At 45.8% G+C, this 25,960-nt stretch carries 14 protein-coding genes; all 14 read right to left on the bottom strand.

Features of this window, described 5'->3' with window-relative positions:
- Positions 1–38: 38 nt before the first annotated feature.
- The 14 genes from HC965_RS04070 to HC965_RS04005 all read right to left on the bottom strand — a co-directional run bounded on the left by HC965_RS04070 (position 39) and on the right by HC965_RS04005 (position 25,920).
- Positions 39–2,396 carry a glycoside hydrolase family 3 N-terminal domain-containing protein gene (locus HC965_RS04070; RefSeq protein ID WP_191030252.1) on the bottom strand — a complete coding sequence of 786 codons (2,358 nt, stop codon included), beginning with the start codon at positions 2,394–2,396 and terminating at the stop codon, positions 39–41.
- Positions 2,397–2,404: 8 nt separating this feature from the next.
- Positions 2,405–4,717 (bottom strand): glycoside hydrolase family 3 N-terminal domain-containing protein, encoded by a 2,313-nt coding sequence (locus HC965_RS04065; protein ID WP_191030251.1) that lies wholly within the window; start codon positions 4,715–4,717, stop codon positions 2,405–2,407.
- 25 nt (positions 4,718–4,742) lie between these two features.
- Positions 4,743–6,377, bottom strand: coding sequence for a cellulase family glycosylhydrolase (locus HC965_RS04060; RefSeq protein ID WP_191030250.1), 1,635 nt, complete (start codon positions 6,375–6,377; stop codon positions 4,743–4,745).
- A gap of 22 nt (positions 6,378–6,399) precedes the next feature.
- Entirely contained in the window at positions 6,400–6,780 is a 381-nt protein-coding gene (locus HC965_RS04055; protein ID WP_191030249.1) for a hypothetical protein, read from the bottom strand.
- A 35-nt stretch (positions 6,781–6,815) separates the two neighbouring features.
- Positions 6,816–8,441, bottom strand: coding sequence for a SusD/RagB family nutrient-binding outer membrane lipoprotein (locus HC965_RS04050; RefSeq protein ID WP_191030248.1), 1,626 nt, complete (start codon positions 8,439–8,441; stop codon positions 6,816–6,818).
- 13 nt (positions 8,442–8,454) lie between these two features.
- Positions 8,455–11,634, bottom strand: a complete 3,180-nt coding sequence (locus HC965_RS04045) for a SusC/RagA family TonB-linked outer membrane protein (protein WP_191030247.1) — start codon at positions 11,632–11,634, stop codon at positions 8,455–8,457.
- Between the two features lie 622 nt (positions 11,635–12,256).
- Positions 12,257–16,336, bottom strand: coding sequence for a hybrid sensor histidine kinase/response regulator transcription factor (locus HC965_RS04040; protein ID WP_191030246.1), 4,080 nt, complete (start codon positions 16,334–16,336; stop codon positions 12,257–12,259).
- Entirely contained in the window at positions 16,333–16,812 is a 480-nt protein-coding gene (locus tag HC965_RS04035) for a pyridoxamine 5'-phosphate oxidase family protein (protein ID WP_191030245.1), read from the bottom strand. Before HC965_RS04035 ends, HC965_RS04040 begins: the two co-directional genes overlap by 4 nt.
- Positions 16,813–16,987: 175 nt before the next feature.
- Positions 16,988–19,144 carry a ribonuclease R gene (rnr, locus tag HC965_RS04030; RefSeq protein ID WP_191030244.1) on the bottom strand — a complete coding sequence of 719 codons (2,157 nt, stop codon included), beginning with the start codon at positions 19,142–19,144 and terminating at the stop codon, positions 16,988–16,990.
- A 209-nt stretch (positions 19,145–19,353) separates the two neighbouring features.
- Positions 19,354–20,937, bottom strand: a complete 1,584-nt coding sequence (locus tag HC965_RS04025; protein WP_191030243.1) for an FISUMP domain-containing protein — start codon at positions 20,935–20,937, stop codon at positions 19,354–19,356.
- A gap of 49 nt (positions 20,938–20,986) precedes the next feature.
- On the bottom strand, positions 20,987–22,045 hold the full coding sequence (locus HC965_RS04020) for a BACON domain-containing protein (protein ID WP_191030242.1): 1,059 nt from the start codon (positions 22,043–22,045) through the stop codon (positions 20,987–20,989).
- A 32-nt stretch (positions 22,046–22,077) separates the two neighbouring features.
- The gene (locus tag HC965_RS04015) at positions 22,078–23,439 is read right to left on the bottom strand and encodes a DUF4302 domain-containing protein (RefSeq protein ID WP_191030241.1); all 1,362 of its coding nucleotides are present in this window, start codon (positions 23,437–23,439) and stop codon (positions 22,078–22,080) included.
- Positions 23,440–23,451: 12 nt separating this feature from the next.
- Positions 23,452–24,351 carry a putative zinc-binding metallopeptidase gene (locus HC965_RS04010; RefSeq protein ID WP_191030240.1) on the bottom strand — a complete coding sequence of 300 codons (900 nt, stop codon included), beginning with the start codon at positions 24,349–24,351 and terminating at the stop codon, positions 23,452–23,454.
- 18 nt (positions 24,352–24,369) lie between these two features.
- Positions 24,370–25,920, bottom strand: a complete 1,551-nt coding sequence (locus HC965_RS04005; RefSeq protein ID WP_370539960.1) for a RagB/SusD family nutrient uptake outer membrane protein — start codon at positions 25,918–25,920, stop codon at positions 24,370–24,372.
- Positions 25,921–25,960 lie beyond the last annotated feature (40 nt).

Below are 25,960 nucleotides of genomic sequence, written 5' to 3'. Positions count from 1 at the left end.
ACATTTTACTATGTATTCAGCTAATAACTTATTTGAATTTATTGAACCTCAAAACTTCCCTTCAACCGGGTATCTTGAGAGGAAGCTCCCACCATCACCGAGAAACTTCCCGGTTCTACGGTGAATTGATTATTCTTATCCCACAATCCCAAGTCCTGCGGTGTAAGAGTGAAGCTGACAGTCTGCTCTTCTCCCGGTTGTAAATGAATACGTTCAAAGCCACGCAGTACCTTGTCATAAGTAGTTACACTACTGAAATCATCCCGGATATAAAGCTGAACCACTTCATCACCCGCTCTTTTTCCTGTATTCTTTACGGTACATGAAAGAGTGATATTCTCCAGCGGACCGATAACAGGCTTCGAGATTTTCAAATCCGAATAACTAAAGTTCGTGTAACTCAACCCATATCCGAAAGGATAAAGCATACCGTCGACACGTACTTTACCTTTAGAGTCCGAACCCGGTTTGAACGGGAAAGCAAATGGAACTTGCCCTACGGATTTCGGGAAAGTAACAGCAAGGCGACCGCCCGGATTGTAATCTCCAAAAAGAACTTTGGCAATGGCATCTCCCATAAACTCGCCGGGGAACCAGGCATGAACGATTGCAGGGATATACTTATTTGCCCAGTTAATAGTAGCCGCTCTTCCGTCCACCATAACCAGTACCACAGGTTTGCCCGTTGCATATACCGCTTCCAACAACTGCTGTTGACGTCCGCAAAGATCGAGGTTAGTGCGTGAGAACTCTTCCCGGACAGTCTTTTCATTTCCGCCTAATACAAGAATCGAAACATCCGAACTCTTAGCCAGTTCTACCGCTTCATCAATCATAGCCTGCTCCTGTGCATCCAACGGAACATTGTACAATTCACTTTCTGGAAAATACTTATCAATAATATCACAACCCTTCGCATACCGAACTTCCGAACCGGGCAGATATTCCTTGATTCCCTGATACACCGTCTTGATAGGCGCATGGGCAGGACCGTATCTGCAAGTCAGTTCCTCCACTTCTTCCGCATTCGGACCAATAACAGCTATCTTGCTGAGGCTTTTTGATAATGGAAGCATCTCCTTATCGTTTTTCAGAAGCACGATAGACTCCAAAGCAGCCCTCATGGATACATCCTGATGGGCGGCATTATGTACCACCGCTTCCGGGCGACGGTCATCACCGGGATAAGGATTATCAAAAAGTCCCATCATAAACTTGACACGGAGAATCTCGCCGACACGCTGGTCGAGCGTATGCAAAGAGACTTTGCCTTCACCGATAGCACGACGCAACGGAAGAATAAAATCCTGTGGCGGAGTGAAGTTCGTGCGGATATTCAATCCTGCATTCACTACTTGCGCGGTCATCTCTTCCTCGGTAGGAGTGATACGATGCTTCGTATGCAGAAATTCCACCGCTTCACTGTCTGAAACTACATATCCTTTGAATCCCCATTGCTGACGCAGAATCTCCGTAAGGAAATGATAACTGCCCGAAACCGGTTCACCGTCATAGTCATTGTAAGAACTCATAACCCCCAATGCACCCGCTTCCTGAATACCTTTGCGGAACGGTTCCAAATACAACGTTTTCATTTCGCGCGGAGCCACATGCGGGTCGGTACGGGTACCACCGTCACGTCCGCCAACCGGAATACTGTAAACGGCAAAATGCTTCGGAGTAGCAACAAGCCCTTCAGCTTGCAGACCGAGAATCATTTGTTTACCCAGTTCGCCCACCAAATAAGGGTCTTCCCCGTAACTCTCTACGACACGTCCCCAACGAGGGTCCTGTGCAATGTCTAAAATCGGAGAATAAATATTCGTATATCCGAGTGCTTTCGCCTCATCTGCAGTGACTTTCGCGATTTCCCGGATTAGCTTTTTGTTCCACGTGGCACCTTGCCCGCATTGAGCGGGGAACATAGTCGCACGGTCATGGCATAATCCGCGTATTCCCTCATTCGTAAAATCAACAGGAATACCCAACCGTGTCTGCTCTACAAACCAACGCTGAACAGCATGACGGTTCTTCACACTATTGGCATACGGATAAGAGATTTCAGAACCGAACTTACCCAGTCCGTTCGCCTGTTCATCAATATTTCCGATACCGTCTTTCCAAATTTCCCCAGACCATCCCGCAGTAGGCCACGCATCCTTCAATACCCGTCCCGAACCGTACAGAGTAGCCATCTGGCAGGTCTTCTCTTCCAGTGTCATCTGCGAAAGTAAATCCGCGATACGGGCTTCGATAGGAGCGGTGGGGTCTTCATATACATCCTTTACTCCATTTTTGTTAAAGTCAATCCAAGTCTTTTTGTATATGTCCTTACTGCCGGCAAACAAGCTACCGGCAGATAAGAACAGGGTGAGTCCACATAGTAATTTCTTCATATCTATCTTTATTTCACTGTAAGTATCACACTTTGCAGGTCGGCATCTCTTGAAGAAGCTCCCACCATAATCTTGAAAGTCCCTTTTTCTACACCATAGTGCATATCAGCATCATAGTAAGACAGCATTTCGGGAGTGAGAGTAAACGAAACTTGTTTCGTTTCCCCCGCTTTCAAAGGTACGCGGGCAAAATCTTTCAACTCTTTGACAGGACGGGTAGCCGAACTATATTCGTCGCGGATATAAAGCTGAACCGTTTCTTCTCCGTTCCTCTTTCCGGTATTCGTGACATCTACGGTTACTTCCACGCTCTTGTCGGGAGCCGTTGTTGCTTCAGACAGTTTGAGATTATCATATGCATACGTCGTATAACTCAAACCATAGCCGAACTCGTACAAAGGTAATGAATTTCCTGTTGCATACGGAAACCAATGATTGGTAAATTTATGATTGTACATACATTGAATCTGTCCCGTGCTTCGTGGAATAGTGATAGGAAGTTTGCCGCTCGGATTCACCTTTCCGTAAAGAATCTCTGCCAACGCCTGTCCTCCGGCTACTCCCGGCTCCCATGCTTCGATGATGCAAGGCATATTTTCAGCAATCCATTCCGTGGTCAGCGGGCGACCGTTGACAAGTATCACCACCGTCGGAACACCCGTAGCAGCCACGGCTTCCACTAATTCCTGCTGACGTCCCGGCAAAGAAAGCTCGTAGCGGTCACTGTTCTCTCCACAAGTCTTTTCATTCCAGTGATAACGCATGGAATTTTCTCCAACCACAAGAATCGCCAAATCAGAATTACGTGCCCGTTGTACCGCTTCTTTAATCTGACTGTCGGATAGCAGACGTACATTCCAGCCAAGGTCGAGGAAATTATAATTCGTTTCGGGGCTGATAGCTTTCAAACCTTCCAGTACAGTAGTTACGTGCTCTTCCGGCTGCTGCATGGCCCAGTCTCCCAAGATGGACTGATTGTCTGCATTATGCCCCGTGACGAATACTTTCTTATACTTCGAAGTCTCCAATGGCAATACATTCCCCTCGTTTTTCAGCAGGACGATAGACTTCCGTGCTCCTTCCAATGCAGTCTTCTGATGTTCCGCATTGAATACGATTTCATCTTTCTTTTTCAGGTCGACAAACGGATTCTCAAACAGTCCGAGTCTGAACTTGGCTTCCAGTATTTTAGAGACGGCAGCATCTACCTTCTTTTCGGAAATGCTTCCTTCTTTCACACATTCGATGATTGCTTCGTAGAATTCCGGCCCGTGCATATGCATACCCATTCCGGCATCTACACTAATCCGGTAAGCATCTTTCAGAGTCTCTGCCACATTGTGATAATCGTGCATACGTTCAATATCCATCCAGTCGCTGACTACAAATCCGTCAAACTTCCACTGGTTGCGCAGAACTTCCGTCATCAGATATTTGCTGCCATGGCAAGGAATGCCGTTCAGCTCATTATGAGCCGTCATTACCGTAAACACTCCTGCATCTAAACAATCTTTGAAAGGAGGGAAAAATACCTCTTGCAGCGTTCTTTCCGACAACTCGGCAGGCGCGCCGTTGATTCCGTTGGCAGGCTGACTGCCGCCTACAAGATGCTTGACGCAGGCGATTACTTTATCATCGCCCGTAAAGTCTTTAGTCTGAAACCCGCGTACGGTAGCCGCTCCCATCTGTCCAACCAAATAAGGGTCTTCTCCGAATGTCTCGCCCACACGTCCCCAGCGACTATCGCGGGCAACTTCCACATTCGGAGTGAAAGTCCAGTGCATACCGCTTGCCCGCATCTCGACTGCCGTCTCGCGAGACATCCGCTCAACGAGCGCAGGGTCGAAAGTGGCAGCCTGTCCGATAGGAGTCGGATAAATGGTAGCGCCACAGTTAAGCCCATTTCCGTGAATGGCATCAATGCCAATCAGGAGAGGAATTTTCAGACGGCTCTGCTGTGCCAGCGATTGCAGATAATTCGCTTCTTCCGCTTTTACGACGTGCAGGAACGAACCTATCATACCTTTTTTAGTCAACTCTTCCACATCCGAAGAGTGCAGGTTCGGATAGAATCCTTGTGCATGACTATGCTTCAAGTCCTCTGCGGACATGTTTTTCTCGGCTGTCTTCATATGTTCCAGTCCTACGTACTGGCACATTTGGGCTACTTTCTCTTCCAATGTCATTTGTGACATCAGGGCGGAGACGCGCTCGGATACAGGTAAGTCAGGATTGGTGTAGTCTTTCCCTCCATCCTGACAAGCCGATGTAGAGACGCCGATAGCACAACTGATTCCTATAGCAATAAATATTTGTCGCATATTTCTCTTTTTTGAATGAGTATAGTTATTTTGTTAATAAGTCCAACACTTCTTGCTCAATCACGTTTCCCTGTGAGTCACAGAAACCGAATCCCGCTTTATATTCCCAATAAGAATAAGCGATGTGGCGTTCGCGGAAGATAGATACTACGTCCCGTATCCACTGCATCCTGTCAGCAGCCGGAGTCTTTTTGTAACAGCCGAATTCACCACAATAGACTTGCACGCCGAGACTGGCAGCTTTCATTTCCGCTTTCAACACCAATGATTCGAGTGTCGTTTTATCATACGTCCCCATATAGGGCGTCACCAACTTCTGCATAGCTTCGGATAACTGGTTGAAATCTTCTTCCTTTATCAGTTCGCCCGGATAATGAATAGCTACATTCAAGTCTTTTTCTTCCGTCCACTCGGCCTGATAGTGCGTGAGAGGATGCGGATTGTAGAAGTGGAAACTCAGAATGATGTTCGGGTCACCGGCGGGAATAGCCAGTTCATTGAAAGTGTTGACACTTTGCCAGCGATTGGAGCCGATGATGAGTTTACGTTCCGGTTCCGTCTGACGGAGTTCGCGAATCAACTGCATAGAAAGTGAATTCCATTGCGAAGCATAAGGAGCTACCGGTTCATTCAACAGTTCGTAAGCAACGAGGTCGTTGGGATATTGGTTCAACTCTTCAGCCAGGACTTTCCACAAATCGAGATATTTGTATTGGGAATCTTTGTCCGTCCAGAGTTTCGGAACAATCGTTGTAGTACCCGTTTCAGGATAAATCTTGTTATCTCCGGTTTTGCTGTCGGAGAAGAAAACATCGTCGAAATAGATTGTTTCTCCCTCTTGCGGACGGATGGCGATACGACCGCAATTCTTATTATAATTGGAGACATCTACTGCGATTTCTTCCCATTCATTCGTCTTCGTGTTATCATATCCGTAGTAACCGTCATTCGTATTGTTCTCGTCGCTAAGCACAACGGTAATCGTACTTTTGGTGCTTTTGTATATTTTGGCACGAAGATACTTGAATTGCATTTTTCCGGTTCCCACCGGCAATGCGCCAAATTCTTTTTTCTTGGCGTTCGACCAGTTGTCCACTCCCGTTTTACGTTCGGCCATAAATACCCTGTTACTGGTGTTTATACCGCTTTTGCTTGGATTATCTACATTGTTGACTGTCACTCCGGGGCCATTAGCGAACCAGTTCGCCCATTTCGTGTCTTCAAACGTGTCGTAGAAACTCTCAATCGGGTCGCCCGATGTGGTGACGGTCGTATTAAAATGATGGTCGCGCAATACGTGCAAGTCTAAAATCACTTTCATGCCGGCATCCCTGCACCATCCGATGGCATTGTGCATCAGAGTGAACGCTTCCGGAATCTTCTCCCCGTCTTCCGTAAAGAACAGCTTTTCTTCTATCGGCAGGCGGATATGGTCGAAGCCGTATGAAGCGAGTTTTTGCGCTTCGGCCTGTGAGAATCCGTTGGCAGGTATAGCTTCCATTTGCGAAAGCCAGTTACTGATGTTCACTCCTTTATTGATAGCAAAAGGAATGTAAGTCTGCGGTTCTCCGCCGCCATTGGTTATTTCTTCTTTCTCTGTGCAGGAAGCTACCAGGCATGCGAATAAGCTTGCCAGATAGATTATAAGTCTTTTTTTCATACAATTCTTGTTTTAAGATGGTTTATTCCGTCGGTTCGGTCACTTCGATAATAGCTTCGCGGTTGGTCTCCTTGGTCGGAGTCTTTACAATCAGTTCGAGATGGAAAGTACCGATGGTAGAAGGTACATATTCCAGTCCCACTCCTTTGTGGCTTTCTCTTCCGTCCAGATACCATGTGCCTTCGCATAGTTCGGCAGGCGTGTACTGTACATTAATCGAGAGCACCTGATTTAAAGGAATCGTGAATTTTCCCAGTGTACCGTCTTCCTGTTTGTCCGGCCAGCGGCCTAATATACATGGGTACTCGTCGGTAGTCAATGCCGGAGTGTCTATATCATCACTGCAACCACTCATGGCAAACAGGGATACCAACAATGTGCATATAAATAGAATTCTTTTCATAATCGTTTTTCTTTTTTAGTGTTGATAACCTAGATTTATTTGTCCCACCATACCGGTGAATTCCAGTCGTCTTTACCGCCCATAGCCTGAACGGCGGACTGATAGCCTTCGGGATTGTAAGAACTCTCGAATAGCGGGTAGCAGAGACGCAGCGGCGTAGTCTGCGAATCAATCGTTACAGCTCCGTAGTGGGGAGAAGGAAGTAATACGGGAATATCCGTTCTTCTCCAGTTGGCATACCCTTCGGGGATATTGTTGAAGTGCAGAATCCATAACTGGGTATTGATAGCAGTCAGTTGTGCTTCCAGTCCGCCGGCGGGGAGTGAATTGGCCTGCAAGTAAGTATCGATGGCCTGTTCGTTGAAAGCCTTGGCTCCGAACTTTTCAAGGAAGTGGATGGCGGCACGTACACCGTTCTCATAGTGTGTGGAAGCATCTGCGCCGGTTGCTACCTCACCTGCCCAGCGGGCTTTGGCTTCTGCCAACAATAGCTCAACTTCCGCGTATGTCATCACCACTCCGGGCATATCGCCTTTCAGGAAAATATTGTTGAGTTGCGGACGGGTAGCTTTATCCTGCCATTTATTGGTCAGTTGGCTCCAATAACCTTGTGGCCATGTTCCGTTGCTATACCAGAAGTATCCCGGGTTGCACGGCTGGAATTTGGCTGCTTCCGTAGCAATCATTTCCTCTGTCAAATCTACGCGTCCGAATGGATTATTTGCTGAACTTTCGTCATAGCAACGTCCGAAAACGAACTGCCGTGGGTCGGAAGTGGTGTCTAACTGTTTCCAGAATGTACTGCAAATATAAGCAGTAGGATACGCTTCGCGTCCTCTCCACATTTGGGCAAGCCCGTTTCTGCGGTATTCATCGGATGCCCAGTCGACAATGTCGGTATAGGTAATCAGAGCATCGTCGGCAGCGGACTGCATCAGACCCGCTTCCTGTCCCAGCACTTTGATAACTTCCTGTTTAGCCAGTTCCGGCTCCGCGTTCACGATACGCATGGCATAGCGCAGGTGCAGGGAGTTGGCGAAACGTTTCCATTTGTCAATGTTGCCCTGATAGATAATATCCCCCGTCACTTTGTCGCCGTCGGCGGTCAGAGTTTCCACAGCTTCGCCAAGCTCTTTCAGGAAGTCTTTGTATATCAGTTCCTGTTTGTCATAGGCGGGCTTTACGTTGCCGTTGATAAAACCTTTTCCCGCTTCAAAGTAAGGGCAGTCGCCGTACATATCCGTCAGTATGGAGAAAAGATATACTCTGTAAATGCGGGCTACGGAGTGGATGTTGACTTCTCTTTCATTATCTTTGGTTTTATCCAGAATGTCGACAATATTCTTGATTAATGCCGGATACATCAAATTCCATGTATTTCCCATTTCCGCGTCATTTTTGCGATACTGTCCGCCATAGTTGGTGGTGTTCCAGTCGCCCTGCATATATTGTGCGAAGGCTGCGAGATAGAAAGGATAGGGCTGGCACATCTGCCAGTGTCCGCATGTTTGCAACTGAATCATGGATAGTTGTTGATTCGGGTCGGTAGACGAAGACTTGGAAGGGTCTGTATTCAGTTCCTCGAAGTCGGTACAGGCTCCCAGCAGAAGACTGCATACACATACCATCATGCCAAAGGTGATTTTATAGATTGTTTTCATGATTGCTTACTTATTAGAATTTTACGTTAACGTTGAAACCATAACTTCTTCTGGATGGCAGCGAGCCATATTCCAGTCCCATTCCCGAACCGTTGTTGTAGTTGGAATCCGGGTCGATATTCGGCACATTCTTGTAGATGATGAACGGATTGCGCGCCACGAACGATACGGATACGGCATCAAATACTTTACTTACCCACCTTTTGGGTAAACGGTAAGCTAAAGTAATTTCGCGTACCTTTACGTAAGAGTTATCGTAGATAAACGGTACCGGTGTCTGGTCGGCTATGTGTTTCCAATATACTTCGGGGTCTACGAATTTCTTGTTTTCCACGAAACTTCCGTCTGCCATCTCTATGACTCCGTCTACGAGATAACCGCCTGTCGCTTCCCATTTGGCTTCCGTTACGCCGGCTTGCAGACGTTTTTCTTCCGATTCGTACCAGCCGTCACGTCCTGTGAGGGTTGCTTTATCCTTTCCGGTCATGTAAGAAGAACGGGAAGACATGGAATAAACGTCGGCACCTACCTTGATATCGAAGATAGCGGACAGGGAGATGTCACGGTAAGTCAGGTTGGTGGTGATACCGCCTGTCCATTTCCAGGTGGCGTTGCCCAGCACTCTCAGGTCTTCCGTCACTTTCGGGAGTCCCGTGTTGGCGTCTACGATAATTTGTCCGGCGTCGTTTCTCAAGAAGTCTTTTCCGAGGATAGAACCGTAGTTCTGACCTTCTACGGCAGCCACTTTTACATTAATCCAACGGGCTGATTCCAATTCAAATTCTTTAATACCTGAAGCTAATCTTTTTACCTTATTACTATTCTTTGAGAAGTTGATGTTCAAGTCCCATGAGAAATCCTTCGTCTGTATGGGGCGTGTGTTCAATGCGATTTCTATACCCTTGTTTTCTATCTCGCCCGCGTTTATCAGCATGGAGTTATAGCCGGAAGTTCCGGTAGTGTTCAGCCGCATGATTTGGTTGCTGCTCTTTTGGGTATAGTATGTGAAGTCCAGTCCGATACGGTTCTTCAGGAATTTCAGTTCCAGTCCGACTTCGGCGGAGTTGGTCTTGGTCGGTTTGAGGTCTTTGTTCGGGATGGTTGTATTGGCAATCTGTGACAATGCATAGCCCGAGTAGTTTTTGGGAGACAGTTCGTAGGACAATCCCAGTTGGTAAGGGTCGGTGTCGCTACCTACCTGTGCCCACGAAACTCTGACCTTACCGTAAGGCAATATCGTAGGATTGATTTTGAAGAATTCGGAGAACAGGAAGCTTCCTGATACCGACGGATACAGATATGTATTGTTGCCTGAAGGCAAGGTCGATGAATGGTCGCCACGCAAGGTAGCGTCCAGGTAGACGAAGTTGCCGTAAGCCAGGTTGATAGAACCGTAGAGCGAGTTAATCTGCTTGCGATAGGTTCCTTCGGTGATTTCCTTGTTTGTGAAACTTTGCAGGGCAATGACATCACGCATCACCATCTCTTTGGCAGTCACGATTTGGGTTTTGTTGTCTACCTTGTAGATGTTGCCGCCGATGGTTACGCCGTAGTCGAATTTCTTATAACTGTTGTTATAGATAGCCAGTGCTTCCACGTTATACATCCGGTTCTTGAAGTCGCTGATTTGCAACTGTCCCTGTTCGAATCCCGGTGAGGTAGGGGCTGCATAATCCTCGAAGTTCATAAAGTTGATGTCTGCACCACCGGTCACCTGAATCTTGAAGTGCTCGTTGACATTGTAGCGTACCAGTGCCGAACCCATGAATTTATCCTTTCCCGATTCGTTCGTCATTTCGTTGAGCACCCAGTAAGGGTTAAGGTTCCATACGTCGCGTCCGTTCCAGTCGTAGTAGTTGCCGTCGGCATCCTTGTAGTTGTCGCGCAGCCATTTTTGGTCGTAAGTTGTTGCGAGTGACATCAGGTTCTTCGCAGGATTGGCGCGGTGGTCGGACAGGGCGGGACGGTTCTTTACGTCCTCGCGGGTATAAGTCACTTTGAAATCGAGGTCTACCTTTTTGTTTATTGTGGTGTTGGCACGCAGGTTCAGCGTGTTGCGGCTCATCTTCGTATTGGGAAGAATGTCCTTGTTGCGCATATCCGTGTAAGTGGCGCGGATACCCGTATCGTCTTTCACTGTGCTGACAACGATTGTATTGGTAGTAGTCATACCGGTTCTGAAGAAACCGTCGATATTATTGGGAATGACTACATACGGACGGGTCACTCCGTCGAAATAAGTCAGATTCAGTCCCGGGTCTATTTTAGGCCCCCAGTTCTTGTTGGATGAATACTGGTCGTCCGTACCGTTGATGCGTCCGCCGGTTCCCTGACCATATATATACTGTACATCGTCCCACTTCGTCAATTGCTTCTCGAAAGTGGTAGTACTGTTCAGCTCCACCGCGAATTTCTTCTTCGTATTTGCTTTCTTCGTCGTGATAAGGATTACCCCGTGAGATGCACGGCTACCATACAGTGCCGATGCTGCCGGGCCTTTCAACACGGACATGCTTTCAATATCATCCGGATTGATACTTGAGATACCGTCTCCGAGGTCATAGCCCCCGTACTGTCCGGCACTGCCGTAATTGGAATTATCCAAAGGTACTCCGTCCACTACATAAAGCGGCTGATTGTTTCCCGTCATTTCCGTGCTACCACGAACGATGACACGCGACGAACCGGAAGGTCCTCCGGCAGTCTGACTGACAACCAGTCCCGGAATCTTACCTGCCAGTGAGTTAATGACATTCGTCTCTTTAGCTTTCTCCAACTCTTCGCCTTTCACCTCGCCGATGGAATAACCGAGTGCTTTCCGTTCCCGCTTGATGCCCAATGCGGTAACCACTACTTCGTCTATGATTTTACTATCTTCCTTCAAGACGATTTTAAGATTGGATTGTCCTTTTACCTGCACTTCCTCAGAGCGATAACCTACATAACTTACTATTAATGTAGCGCTTTTGGAAGCGTCGATACTGAATTGACCGTTGAAATCGGTAATGACTCCCTGTGTAGTACCTTTGACGGCAATACTGGCTCCTATCAGAGGTTCGCCTTGCTCATCCGTAACTGTACCTTTCACTTTGGAAGTCTGCATGACTGCCTGGTGGGTTACTTTGTCTCCCGCGTATCCATACATAGGAATGAATAGCAACAGACAGAGAATTAGGGTTAACTGCTTTTTCATTTTAATTATGATATTAGATTGTTGATTTACGTCACAAATATAGGACGTAACACCGTCTAGCCAGGTTTGAAAGCTATCGGAATAGGTTGAAAAACTATCGGAATTGCATTTTTTCCGCCTTTTTATTCTGCAAGTATACAAAAAGAATCTGGTATTTGATGGTGAGGTGGCTCTTATAATAAGACCGCAAAGGGATTTTCCCGGTCGTGATAAATAAGGAAATGGAAGTTAGGAAGTAGGAGAATATGAGCTGGGAAGTAGGGAACCATCTGTTTTCTATTGCTTGTTCTTGTGCTAAGGCACCGATATAGTTAATTCGTCACGGTCGTGACGAACTCTCACCACGGTCATGAAGAGAATCTTCCACGGCTGTGACGAGTCCTTACCACGGCTGTGGAGAATTAACTATATCGGTGCCTTAACACAAGAATAAAGGAGAGATAAGGAAAGTATAGCGGTTGCATATCCTATGTTGTATAGCGGATTAAGCCGCAAGAAGTGTGAGGGTAAAAAGTTGCTCCCATACTGCTGCCATAGTTGCTCCCATAGCTGAAGTGCCGATGAATAAAGAAATGTGGATGTTTAGTGGGAGCATGGGAGCAAAATGGCGTCTAACTTTTGTTTAGAGGAACTTGCTCGGAGAGACTCCGTAATGCTTCTTGAAGGCAGTACTGAAATACTTGGAATCGGTGAAGCCGACCAGCAGGGCGACTTCCTGCACCGGAATCTGTTGTTTCAGCAGGTTGGCGGCTTCCGTCATACGCAGTAGCTTGATAAACTCGGTAGGTGCTTGCCCCGTCAAGGCTTTCAGCTTTTCGTAGAATAGGGTACGGCTTAGTGCCACCTCACGGCAAAGCTGGTTGATGGTGAAATCCGGATTTGCCAGGTTTTCCGTGACGAGTTTGGTGCAGCGTTCCAGAAACTCCTTGTCCATGGGGGACAGAAGACCGGCGCATGCTACGTTTTCTTTGTCTTCGTTGGGTGCGACAGCGGTGGTAGGGGCAGAACTTAGTGAGTGGGAGAGGAAATACTCTCGCATAATCTTGCGGTTCTGCAATACTCCTTTGATTTTGGTTTTCAGGATTTCCGTGTCAAAAGGCTTGGTCAAGTAGTCGTCCGCACCGCTTTCCAGTCCTTCGAGGATGGCGTCTTTTTCTGTCTTGGCCGTCAGCAGGATGACGGGGATATGCGAGGTGGCGAAGTCCGATTTAATACGGCGGCAGAGTTCGTCTCCCTGAATACCCGGCATCATGACGTCGGAGATTATTAGTTCTACGGATTTCTCTTTCAGATATTCCAGGGCAGATTCGCCGTCGGGCTTGTCGATGACGGAATAGATGGGTGCAAAAGTCTTTTTGAGGTAGAAGCGGAGTTCGTCGTTGTCCTCTACTATCATAATCCGTTCTTTGGATTTGTCAGTTTGCGGGTTGTTGTTATTGCCGGGGTCGGACAAATCGGTGTCGGACAAATCGGCGTCGAACAAGTCAGGAAAGTCGGATAATAGGTCGGACGGTTCGATGACTTCCGTAATCGGTTCTGTCGCGGGAATGCTGGAAGTGTCTATCCGGGCAGGGACGATGTATCTTGCCAAATGGCGGTTCCCCTTGCGGAAAGTGAGCAGGAAGGTGGAACCTTCTCCCTCGTTGCTGCTGAAAGAGATGTGCCCTTTGTGCAGTTTCATAAGACGGCGGGTAAGGAGCAGACCGATACCGCTACCCGTTTCTTTGGAGTTGACGGCATTTTCGGCACGGTAGAAGTTGGAGAAGATATAACGCTGCGCTTTGCGCGGGATACCTATACCGTTGTCTTTCACTGCGATAGTTATCTTCTTGTCGTTCTGCTCTGCTTTGATGGTGATTTCTCCACCGACGGAAGTGTATTTCACTGCGTTCGAGAAAAGATTGTCGAAGATTTTATCCGCTTTGTCCTTGTCCATCCAAAGGGAGACGGGGGAGTCCGGCAGAAGCAGTTGCATGCGGATTTGCTTGCTTTCGCAGAGTGTCTGGAAGTTGAGAACCTTTTCCTGTAAGTACGATTTCAAGTCATATTCGGCTACTTGCAGGGTGAGGTGGGTAGTGTCTATCTTTTGGAAGTCGAGTAGTTGCGTAATTAGGTTGTACAACTTTTCTGTGTTCTTGCGGGCGATTTGCAGGTATCTTTTTCCTTCTTTGGAGAGCCCTTCTTCTTTGCTTAGGTCGCCGAGGGGAGCCATGATAAGCGTTACCGGGGTGCGGATGTCATGGGCGGTGTTGATGAAGAACTGTATCTTTTCGGAGAAGTGCTTCTTCTCCATTTTGTTGGCAAAGAAACGCCATACGAAATAGGTGATTCCCGCCAGCAGGATAATGTATATCAGCCAGGCGGATGCGGTGTTCCAGTAGGGCTGCGCTATGTGTATGCGGATGGTTTGCTCGTCCAGTTGCTGACCGCCGTTCTTGCTCATGCTTTTCACGTGGAAAGTATAGTCGCCCGGGGGAATGTTGGTGTACCGGATGCCTAGCTCGCCGGTCGGGGCGCTCCAGTTCTGCTCGAAACCTTTCAGTTGGTAGCTGTACTGAATGTCCTGCTGATACTGGTAGGAGACGGAGATGAAAGAGATAAGGAACGAGTTCTCGTTGTATTTCAGTTGGATTGTTTTTCCTTCGTTCAGCATGCGGTTGAATTGTATCTTCTTCTCTTCGGTCTTTTCGCGTGATTTTTGCGGAACTTCGAAAGAGGTGAAGTGTAAGGGGGCTTCGTAGAGAGGACGGGTGAAGTTCTCCGGGTTGAAGCGTATGGCGCCGTTGGTGCTTCCGTAGATGAAGTCTCCGTTTCTCAGGCGGGTGTAGGACATGAAGTTGAATTCGTTTGCCAGTCCGTCGAGGAAGCCGATGTTGGTGATTTCAGGTGTGGGAGAAGGGGTGATGTAAGCCAGTCCCTTGTCCGTGCTGAGCCATAGATGTCCTTCGTTGTCGGGCAGGATGCTGTAGACGTAGTTGGAAGGCAGTCCGTCTGCGGTGGAGTAGGTGACGGCTTTGCCGGTTTTCAGGTCTAGCAGGTTGATGCCGCCGCCGTCTGTTCCGAACCATACTTTGTCGGGGCACGGGAAGTACATGGAATAGATGAAGCTGTTACTCCGGGTGTCGGCGTTGGAAGGCGAGGTGAAGTATTGTTGGAAGTTTCCTGTTTGCTTATCCAATAGATAAAGGCCGTTGGCTGTCGCCAGTGCCAGGGTGTCTTTGCTGACTTGGGTTATCGAGTTGATAAGCGTGATGCCGTATGAGGTGAATTCTTCTGCTTTTCCTGCCTGGGGTGGGGTGTATCTGACGAGATTGCCGTACATGCCGCCCAGCCACAGGTCTTTGTTGTTTTCATCTTTCAGGATGGAGTAGATATAGTTGGTCGTCAGCGTGCCCGGTTGGTCGGTGGTGAGGTGGCGGCGGATGCCTGTGTGTTTGTTGAGGCAATAGGCGCCTGTGCCGTAACCGCCTGTCCATACGTTGCCGTCTCCGTCGTTGCAGAGTGTCAGGAATACGTTTTCTTTCAGGAAGTGTTTCCAGTTGCCGGACTTTGTCAGGTGTACGCTGATACCTTGATTGGTGGCATACCATAAATCGCCTTCGTTGTCTTCGAGGATTGCGTTGACGTGGTTGTTCGTCAGTGATTGCGGGTTTTTGTATTCGTGCCGGGTGAGCTCGAAGAAATATCTTTTCGGGTTGGCGTAGGCGACACCGCCTGTGTAGCTTCCAATCCATAGATTGGAAGAACTGTCTTTGCAAAGGGCATAGATGCCGTTGCCTTTCAGTTCGCCTTCTTCTTCCTGGTTGGCGTTGAGGAAAGACCAGGAGTCTTTTGCGTCGCGGGTAGCTGCATAGACGCCTGCGCCGTCTATTCCCAATAGTATTGTTTGTCCGTCATAGGGAATGATGGAACGATAGGGGAGATGTGGCAATTGGTTCAGTGATTCGTTGGATACACAGTTTCCGGTGCGGGTATCCTGTACTGTTACTCCGGCATTGAATGTTCCTATCCATAACAGGGAGGTTGCGGAGTCGTAAAATACGGATTGAATGTAGCAGCCGGGCAAGATGGCAGTGAGTTTTCCGTTCTGGCGGTTGCGTGCGTAGAGTCCCTCGGTAGTGGCGATGTACAGAATTTCGTTGGTTGGGGAGAAGGATAGGGAGTTGACGCATTTCCCTTTCAGTATGTTCTCTATATGGGCGTTGGAACTGTCGTAGCAGAACAGTCCGTTTTTCAGTCCGAACCAAAAGCGGTCGGATGAGTCGATAAAGAGGTCATTTAGCAGGATTCCGCTTTCTGTCAGTTCGGCTACGTCTATTTCGAGCGTGAAGGCATCGGATATGGAGTTGTATTTGAATACTTTTCCGGCGTTCGTGTATGCCCAAAGTGTTTCGTGAGAGTCTTTGGTCAGGTAAATCATGCGTCCGGCTCCGTCTACGATGATGTCTTCTCCGAAGAGGTTGTAGTTCTTCACGGTTCTTCCGTTAAAGCAGTCTACGCCTGAACGGGTGGAAATCCATATGAAGCCTTTCTTGTCTTCGAGAATGGAAAAGACGCGCTGGTTGCTTAGTCCTTCCTTGGTGGTGAGGTACTGATAGGTAAAAGAATGGCTGTTTACCTGCTTTTCTGATTGGGAGGGAATGGGAAAAACAGGTAACAGAAGAGTAATGGTGAATAAGCAGAAAATCAGAAACCGTTTCATGGTTTCTCACCGGCACGAAGGCCGAATACTTTTCCTGTCATTTGCTCTACCGCTACTTTCCACACTTTTACGTTGCGTACGGCCGGGTCGGAATAAGTGAATTCGTTGTTTGTGTAGTGGCGCATGATGATGTCCAGTGCACTACGTTTTTCGTCTATGTCTTCTATAAATTCCACTTTCCCGCGACACATGGCGCTTTCGGAACGCATGCTGTAACTGCAAGCTACCTTCTCATGTTGGTAGACGAGTTTATGTCCGAGACTGAAGGTGATGCAGACATGGTTGTTGCGTTCCAGCATCTCTATTTTACCGCCTTCGGGGCCGGAGTGCAGATAAAGTGTGCCGTTTTCATAACCGAAGTTCATCGGAATTACGTATGGATTACCTTCAAGGTCTATGATACCTACGAAACAGGCATCGCAGTGAAGGATAATGGATTCGATTCGTTGTTTGTCTTCGATAATAAGGGTTTTCATAGATTCTGAGTTATCTTAATAATTAGGGTGGAACGTAGTCTCTGTCATTCAAGTGAAGCGAAGAATCTGCTCTTGATGTTTATATGAAGAGCGGATTCTTCCTTCCTGTACTTGTCTTGCTTTGAACTAAAAAATCAAAGCATGTTTTGAGCGAAGCTAATGACAGCGACTTTCTTTATTTTTCAATTAATTCGAAGTCGAGCTGTTTCTTCTCCAGGTTGGCACGTGCTACACGGACGGTGATAGCGTCTCCCAAACTGTATATCTTATTTTTGCGACGTCCGCGGAGACAGTAGTTCTTTTCGTCGAATTCGTAATAGTCGTCATCCAGGTCACGAACGGGAACAAGTCCTTCGCACTTGTTTTCATTCAGTTCAACGTATAGTCCCCATTCGGTTACGCCGGAGATGACGCCGTCATAAATCTGTCCCAGACGTTCGCTCATGAATTCCACTTGTTTGTATTTGATGGAAGCACGCTCGGCATTGGCTGCGATTTGCTCCATGTTCGAACTGTGGTCGCAGAGGTCTTCATACTTGGCTTCGGATACGCTGCGTCCTCCATCCATGTATTTGGTTACCAGGCGATGTACCATCATGTCCGGGAATCGGCGGATGGGCGAGGTGAAGTGGGTATAGTAATCGAATGCCAGTCCGTAGTGACCAATATTATGCGTGGAGTAACGTGCCTTCTGCATGGCGCGAATAGATACGGTTTCTATCAGGTTCTCTTCTTTCTTTCCGTGAATATCGTCCAGCAGGTGGTTGATGGATTTGGAGATATCCGTCTTTGTTCCACTCGTACGTACTTTATAGCCGAAGCGGGCGATGAAGTGCGACAGATTCTCCAACTTTTCCGGGTCGGGCAGGTCGTGGATACGGTAAGGAAGCACTTTGGCTTTCTTGTTCTTGGGTACACGGCCTATCTTTTCCGCTACGGTTCTGTTGGCAAGCAGCATGAATTCTTCAACGAGCTTATTGGCGTCTTTCGACTCTTTGAAATAAACGCTGATAGGTTTTCCTTTCTCGTCGATTTCAAATTTCACCTCGTAACGGTCGAAGTTGATGGCTCCTGCTACGAATCGTTTCTCGCGAAGTGCTTTCGCAATGGTATCCAGCATGAGTACTTCTTCTTTGAAGTCGCCTTCTTTGGTTTCAATAATCTGCTGCGCTTCTTCGTAGGTGAAGCGGCGGTCGGAATTGATAACTGTATGTACGACGCGTGAGTCTTTGACTTCTCCCTTTTCGGTGATGTCGAAGATGACGGAGAATGCGAGCTTTTCTTCGTTCGGACGGAGTGAGCAGATGAAGTTACACAAGCGTTCGGGAAGCATCGGGATGGTACGGTCTACGAGGTAAACGGAGGTTGCCCGCTTCTCGGCTTCCTTGTCGATGATTCCGCCTTCTTTTACGTAATGTGTCACGTCGGCAATGTGTACGCCTACTTCCCACAGGCCGTTCTTAATGGAACGGATGGAAAGTGCATCGTCGAAGTCCTTGGCGTCTTTCGGGTCGATGGTGAACGTTGTTACTTTGCGGAAGTCTTCGCGCTTGGCTATTTCTTCGGGAGTAATCTCTGCCGGAATCTTGTCGGCTGCTGTCTCTACTGCCTTCGGATATACATACGGTAAACCGAATTCTGCGAGAATAGCGTGCATCTCCGTAGTGTTTTCACCGGCTTTGCCCAGTATGTCTATCACTTGTCCGATAGGATTCTTTGCCTTGTCCGGCCATTCGGTCACCTTTACGATTGCCTTGTCTCCCGTCTTTCCACCTTTCAGCTTCTCTTTCGGAATGAAGATGTCATTGGCAAGTGTGCGGTTCTCCGTCACCAGGAATGCATAGGACTTGGCAACTTCCAGCGTTCCGACGAATGTATCGTTGGCACGTTCCAGTATTTCAATAACTTCTCCTTCGGCTTCTCTATTCTTCCGCTTGGCATAGAAGGTTATCTTTACCTTGTCGTTATTCATCGCATGGGCGGAATTACGTTCGGCTACGAATATCGGGTCGCCCCCTTCTTCGGGAATAAACGAGTTCTTACCGTTACTCTTCCGTTGGAAAGTACCTGTCATCTCCGTTCCGTGACTGTTCAAACGGAACTTCCCTTTTTCTATTTCACTGATATAGTCATCATCCAAAAGGTCATGTAGTATATCGACGCATAGCATTTTCTGCGGATGGGTGGTGAGACGCAATTCCGAGAAAATAAATTTCATGCTTAGAGTCTCATTGGGTTTGGCATGGAAAAAGTCTATTAACAACGCTGCCAGCTCTTTCTTACTCATTCTCTTGCCGGCCTTTTTCTCTTTCTTTTCTTTCTTTTTCGCCATAATGTAGTCTTTTAAAAATATCTAGTTACAAAGATATAGGATTATTTTCCTTATGGAAACTTTGGGGAAAGAAAAATCAACTCTTAGAAGAGAATCAAGATAAGAAAGCAAAGAGTTGTTTCCTTCAAGGAAACAACTCTTCTGAGAATAAAACTTAATTTTAAGAGAGAATTTAGTTTTATATTGAGCACGCTAGCTCTATGTCTTTATTATTTTCTGACACAACGAATACAATGACCGAAATTGTAAGAATGGGTGTCAGTTGGCATTCCAGCCGCAGCATTGGATAAGCGATAGTAATGCGGTACTTCTTCTCTTGTTAACCAATCCTTTGTTTTGGTTGTACTCCAAAAATAAACATCAGTACCACTTCCTGTATCTCCGGTTGCAGAACTGTAGTATCCACTGGATAAGGCATTAAATCCTGTGATATTTGTTCCGACTTTATTACTCCAATGAGAAGTAGAAGCTGATTTCAATTTTGTGTCGTAGGGTGTACTTATGTATTTTCTTAACTTATTCCATTCGTCGTCTGACGGAACGATCCATCCTTCCGGTGCAAGACCTGCTTCGTTATACATCGTATATCCATGATAATATGCTCCATGCGTGAGGAATGTTTGTGTATCGGAGAATGGAAGACGAAATGCACCTGTTTTATTGGCATCCCATTCTTTACCATCTGTCACGCGCAAAATCTCAGTACCATCTAAATAGGTTTGTGCTTTTAGATTTTCGGCCATCCAATATTGTGTACCGATCTTTACTATTTTATAATTGAATTTAGTATCGTTAGGACGGGTATCTGTTAGCAGATTTGCATCTACAATGGTTGTGATTGGAGAACTTGCTGTAGTAGTTGCAGAGAATACTCCGTCTGCCAGATAGATTTTGGACAGGGCTGACTCGGTTCCTGCAGTATAGGTACATGTGTTAGTTTCTACATCCCAAACAATTGAACCACCATCGGGAATAGTAAAGCCTTTGGATAGGTCGGTTTTTCCTTCCGTTGTCATTGGATAAATTACAATCATTTGCTTGTCAATAGAAGCTGATGCTATTCTGATATATTCTCTACAGATTTCAGCAACTTTTATATTCTTATACATGACCTTTTGAATATCACCTTCTGAGAAGTCTGTCGGTATTTGAATAGCGTACGTTGGAGCTGCTCCTTGTTGAGTCACTTCAAATGTTTTCGGAGTAAGAGAAGCATCTTCTCCGTAAGTTACTGTAATGGTGGTCTTACGTTCTGCATTGACTGTATAAGCTTCTGCCGAAACAGTAAGTTTATCTCCTTCTTGTGATAGGACACACCAGGTATCTGCGTCGGGACGGCTGGCATTCCAAATACCTGTGTTCGTAGTGACTGTCAATTCAACAGCGGTTCCTGCTGCGTCCAGATGGACAGGTGTTCCTGTAATCTCTAAGGAAGGATCGGCCGCTTTTTGTGTAACTGTGATTTCCTGTGTTTTAGCATTCGTGCCAACACCTGCAGTAACTGTAACCAGTGTTGAACGAGAGGTTATTGTTTCATTAGCAGATGCACTGATCTTTAATGTATTGCCATTTGTTTTCAGGGTACACCAGTTGTCTAGGTCAGGGCGTTTTGCAGTCCATTCAGTCTGGTTGGTGGTAATTTCAATAGACTCTTCTCCGCCGGCAGCCAGAATGGTGACAGAATTGGAAGATACTGTCATTGCGGGTGCATCGTCATCTTTATCATCACAACTTGTGATGACACAAAGTGCTAATAAAGCACTAAAGAAAAAGTGTGCGTACTTGTTTGTCATACTGTAATTTATTAAAAGATTAATATTAGTCGTTTATTATCTCTTCCTCTTATCTGAAAAAGAAGCAGTTTCCCAGGATTCTGATATTACCTTGGAAAGAAGAGTAACTGGGCTCTCCCAAAAAGCCGGCAAATGAGATTTTATCCGCTACTCCACCGGGTATGCCGCCATTGTCTGCAAATGCAAGTACAAAGGAACCGTCGGATAAAAGGACAGGTATCAGACCTATACTATTGTCAGGAGTCCATACGGGGAGACCGGTACCATCAACAATGCAGAAATATACAGTTAATGGTAAACCTGACGAGACATTGCTTCCTACTTCCTGTCCTGCTGTTGCGTTAAACATATTGTTTTGATAGGTAGCTTGTATTTTATAGTCATAGAGACTGGTCTTATAAAGCCCGGAAATAGTATATATTCCATTCTCATCCGGTGTCGAGATTGAAACCTCGGGCAAACTATATTGGTATCCCTGATTTGTGTATGTTCCTTTCCAGTTGCCAACGAAATTTTCTGCATTATATTGCAATACCTGATAAGTTAATGTACGCTTTCCTGCTGTTATGGTGACATCACTGCCGCGTGCTTCTCCTGTATTGTTTTCACTGACAATAAAGCTTCCGCCATTACCATCCGCAGAAGGATTGAATGACAACCAGTTCTTATTTTTCTCCGGTATCAGTACTTGTATAGGAAATGAACTGGACAGTTTGATTGGTAAGACTGCTGCGTCATTATTCGTGCTTTGTATTTGTTCGGACTTGTTATAAATAAATATGGCACCTTCCTGAATAAGAGTTACCTGTTCTGTTTGATTGCCATTAGTAATAATTATCTGTGCGGAACGACCCGGATAATCTGTATTCTCCAAAACAGAGAGTTTGACGATTTCCGTCGTCACCTCTGCAACCTGACACCATTCTACATCTGATGTAGCCTTGATTTCCCCAATAGCTTGTATCTGTATACTTGCTTCTCCACCGATTGCCTTCAGATTGGTATCTGCTTTAATGATAGTCAACCCTGAAACGACGGTATCATCGTCATGGCAACTGATAATAGTGAAGCAGAGGACGAATAGGAATATGTTTATTACTTGTTTCATATTTTAATCTGTCTGTTTACTTATACTTAATTTCAATAAGGCATTAACTTGATAGAATCCATCCAGCTTAGATAACCGAGGTATGTGCTGCTGGAGAATTTTTCTGAATTATAAGCTGTCAGAACAAAAGAGGTAGCCGATGAACCCACTATCGAACTGAAGAATGTACCATATTCAACGAAAGATAATATGCCGTCGGTCGATGATTCGGCAACTAGGCCGTAATCGGCATCTACGTAAGATGCGATATGACCGAAGTCTGCTCCCATATGAGCAGGTAATGCATATGCTTCATTGTTTCCCAGGATGTATGTACCGTAATACTGTCCGTTTCCTATAATATCACCTGCATATTGTGGTCTTAAAACCAGTTTGCCGATTGATTTCTCATAATTGACAATGATGTCTGTTTCCAGATCGGCTCCTAACATAACATAGCTTTCCTGATCGACTTGTTGTTTGAGCTGCACAATAAAAGGCATGGCATCTACAAAGTCAAAATTGCCTTCAGCATCTACTTTGAGAGTTTTGTAGTAGAAGTAATAAAATCCGGTATAGTCTTCATATTTTTTGTATCCTTCCGGGTAAACTCCTTCTATGCTGATATGTTCGGCACCTGTATCTGTACAGGTAAATGCCATTCTTGTCTTATTCCACTTGAAGTTCTGTAGTTCTTTCCCACCGATAGTAATTGGTTGGCGGAAATGGAAACCTTCTGGGGTGTAAGCGAATGGTGCTTCCTGGGATTCAGTTTGAGTAGTAATACTGAAAACTCGTGAATAGCGTTCTATTTTTCCAACTTTCTCTCCACCGGCTTTTAATATATAAGTATTGAGGAAAGCTTCGTTGGTTATTTTGTTAAGACTGGCGATATATGTACTCCAGTCTGTATTTGCCTGCATTGGGGTCATGACCATTTTATTATGGTGTTTTTTTCCTTGTAGTATGATTTCATTTTCAGAAGCACTCATGATTACGAATTCATAATCCCCTTGAAAGTTACTATTCTGACTTAAAATCGGTTCGGAGAAACAATGAAGCAATTCATTGAAAGTGTCGAATGTCAGCATAGTGCTTTGTTCAAAGACTACTTTGTAAAGTGAGGTAATCTCAACTCCGGGTTCTGTCTTTCGTGAGCCGATTTCGGACATCATGCTTACATTCTTCTCATCAAACTTGCAGAGTAATGTAATTCCACCCATCGAATAGTTTTTCCCGGCATAGTATTCCAGTTTCCAACCATTGGGAGCGTTCTTCAATAACTCACTGCATCGTTCTACATCTGTTGTAGCCCGGTTGGCAGAAGAATCATCAAAAAAACTGTCTTCTTGATATAGACACGACTGTAAGCTTATACATAAGAAAGCTAACAGGAAATATAGTATTTTCTTCATAATCATAGACTTTTATTCAATGGTACTTAAATCTAGTGCGGGAATTTCCTGTTGGCGACGTAATACAATGTCGCGTAAATCGTCGAGGTTGATTCCCCAGGTTTCAAGCATATAGGTATAGACAATGGTGAACTTCTCATTGATGATGCTTGCACCGGTTTCGCCGGCTTTGACTAGCATATTGTTCCAGTATGCTTCATTGTGAGTGACATACATGGCAATGTTTTCAACAAAGTCTTCGCGTGCTTCACTCATGGAATAAGCTGTGACAAAGCCTTGTTTCCATGCGTTGGTGTTGCCTCCATCCCGGTCTGCTTCCTGATACCAGTCCGTCCCTATGTATTTTCCTTCACAGATTCTGTCAAATGAAGGATCATAGTTTCGTTTCTGATGCAGGATATGTGCAAACTCGTGATGCATTGTTTCGAAATAATATTTATTAAGTAGTGTTATATCGATTACTTTCAGATCCAAGTCGTTGACATTGTAGAGGGTAATTTTTTTTCCACCTTCTGCTGTACCGAGTACCATTGTACCACTACTATCATAGGCCGGAGAACCTATCAGATGGAATGTCTTGGGTACATATGAGCGTACAAAATTAGGACCTGCCAGTTCGGTATATGCTTCCATCCATACGTGTTTGATGATTTTGGATAGCATAACTGCTTTATCATAATCTGCCGGTACCAACTTGTATTTCTGGTCGCTCTCAATATCTTGCATCCGATACTTGAAGTCGATGTTGTATGGATACGTGTAGTTCTTAAGCAACCATTGGTCGAAAGCGTTTGTTTCTACCGGAATATCAGTAAAGATACTGTGACCGGTATCTATATCATCGTCATTATTGCAAGCTGCAAAACTGAAGCTCAATATGCATATTATAATATATATGGTTTGTTTTTTCATATTTTTCCTCCTCTCTCTTTATTCGTTAATTCTTGGATTGGGTTGCATTCCGGCCAAAATCACACTTTTGGGAATCTGGATGGCACGGCGCAGGTCATTGACCGGCATTTCGTCCGTAACAGTTCCATAGCCGTCACTGACTAACCGGCGGTAAATGACAATACCATAGCGTTTGATATCCGGCCAGCGGAGTCCTTCGTGCATAGTTGTGATACGACGTACGTGGAGAATACATTGGAGTATATTTTCCTGCATACCTTCTTCGATGGCAAAGTCTGGGTTCAATCGTTTCTTTGGTGTTATGGATTGTAATGGGCTGTAATAGGGCATATCCTTATAGTAGTCGTTGATTATATCAGGAGTAAGCGTTCTTTTGTTGTTAGTATATGCTTTCTGCCATGTTGTGATATCAGCTGCGGCCTGGTTGTAATTCTTTTTCAGAGCGTAGGCTTCTGCCCGGTAGAGCAGGATTTCATCTGTACTGAAAAGAATGGGCATATAGTAAAGGTAATCTCCTTCATATAATCCGCTTTTGCGAACAAAGCTACTCTCGTATCCGCTCGTGGTAAAAGGCTTCACATACAGGTTGTTTGCATTACCCCATAGGCCGGAAGATTGTACCGTTTCATAACTTGCAATTAGTTTGTTGTGCATATAACGTTTCCCGACCGTGTAGTTACTCAGAAGAACTCCCCAATTGGAAGTCGTGCTACTGATAAGCAAATTGGCTTTGTTGGTTGAGGCGATATAGGCGTCAGGTTGTACATTATCATTTCCTGTGAGTTTACCCCATGCTGCCCAGTCTCGCAATTGATTACCGGCAGTGTTACCTAACACACGGGTTGCGTAATCTATCACTTTATCACAATTGGAGAAGTCCGTCTGCATATAGTAGAGATAGAAACGTGTTGCAAAAGCGTAAGCAGCTTTCTTTGTAAAATGATATTTGGGGACAGAATAGCTGTCATCCGAAATTAGTGGAATACTTGCCAATAAGTCCCGTTCTATTTTCTCATATACTTCTTGCAAGGTTCCGCGTTTATATTGAGGAAGAACAGTTGTTTCCACTTCTTCCATATAAGGGATTCCTAATTCCTGTGATGCGTGTGAGTTATAGGCATTACAAAAAACATTCGCCAACATGAAGTGACAGTATGCGCGGCATACAAGTGCTTCTCCACGTTGTGGTGCCAGTGATTCCGGATTCCCTCTTTCCTCAATGGCTTTCAGTGCCATATTGGCGGCGGCAATCGCTTCATAGTAGCCTTGCCATAGATAATTGGGGGTGTCCTGATACTCTTCCTGAGTATCTTTCCAATTATAACATTCTTCTTCGGAAAGCTGATAATAGGCGTATTTGGGTCCATTATCGTCTGTATTATCGCTGTAAAGTTCAAATAGTTCGTTTACTGTCGTACTGGGATAGGCGGAAACGAGCAGTTTGGCTATTTTCTGTTCCGTATCCAGTTCCGTGCGGTTATCCGGTAGTTTATCTAGGAAATCGTTACAGGCGCTGAGACTGATTACTGAACCTAGTAGAATTGTATAAAATATGTTGTTATGTCTCATATCCATTGTTTTTTATCTGAATAATAGGAATAGTATAACT

Origin of the sequence: Bacteroides sp. GM023 (genome assembly GCF_014750685.1) — a bacterium.
Taxonomy (GTDB): domain Bacteria; phylum Bacteroidota; class Bacteroidia; order Bacteroidales; family Bacteroidaceae; genus Bacteroides.
This window is presented reverse-complemented; position numbering and strand designations above follow the sequence as displayed.

What these genes read in the sequence shown, in the direction of transcription:
- HC965_RS04070 (WP_191030252.1), bottom strand. Translation starts at nt 2,396, where the DNA reads ATGAAGAAATTACTATGTGGACTCACCCTGTTCTTATCTGCCGGTAGC.
- HC965_RS04065 (WP_191030251.1), bottom strand. Translation starts at nt 4,717, where the DNA reads ATGCGACAAATATTTATTGCTATAGGAATCAGTTGTGCTATCGGCGTC.
- HC965_RS04060 (WP_191030250.1), bottom strand. Translation starts at nt 6,377, where the DNA reads ATGAAAAAAAGACTTATAATCTATCTGGCAAGCTTATTCGCATGCCTG.
- HC965_RS04055 (WP_191030249.1), bottom strand. Translation starts at nt 6,780, where the DNA reads ATGAAAAGAATTCTATTTATATGCACATTGTTGGTATCCCTGTTTGCC.
- HC965_RS04050 (WP_191030248.1), bottom strand. Translation starts at nt 8,441, where the DNA reads ATGAAAACAATCTATAAAATCACCTTTGGCATGATGGTATGTGTATGC.
- HC965_RS04045 (WP_191030247.1), bottom strand. Translation starts at nt 11,634, where the DNA reads ATGAAAAAGCAGTTAACCCTAATTCTCTGTCTGTTGCTATTCATTCCT.
- HC965_RS04040 (WP_191030246.1), bottom strand. Translation starts at nt 16,336, where the DNA reads ATGAAACGGTTTCTGATTTTCTGCTTATTCACCATTACTCTTCTGTTA.
- HC965_RS04035 (WP_191030245.1), bottom strand. Translation starts at nt 16,812, where the DNA reads ATGAAAACCCTTATTATCGAAGACAAACAACGAATCGAATCCATTATC.
- rnr (WP_191030244.1), bottom strand. Translation starts at nt 19,144, where the DNA reads ATGGCGAAAAAGAAAGAAAAGAAAGAGAAAAAGGCCGGCAAGAGAATG.
- HC965_RS04025 (WP_191030243.1), bottom strand. Translation starts at nt 20,937, where the DNA reads ATGACAAACAAGTACGCACACTTTTTCTTTAGTGCTTTATTAGCACTT.
- HC965_RS04020 (WP_191030242.1), bottom strand. Translation starts at nt 22,045, where the DNA reads ATGAAACAAGTAATAAACATATTCCTATTCGTCCTCTGCTTCACTATT.
- HC965_RS04015 (WP_191030241.1), bottom strand. Translation starts at nt 23,439, where the DNA reads ATGAAGAAAATACTATATTTCCTGTTAGCTTTCTTATGTATAAGCTTA.
- HC965_RS04010 (WP_191030240.1), bottom strand. Translation starts at nt 24,351, where the DNA reads ATGAAAAAACAAACCATATATATTATAATATGCATATTGAGCTTCAGT.
- HC965_RS04005 (WP_370539960.1), bottom strand. Translation starts at nt 25,920, where the DNA reads ATGAGACATAACAACATATTTTATACAATTCTACTAGGTTCAGTAATC.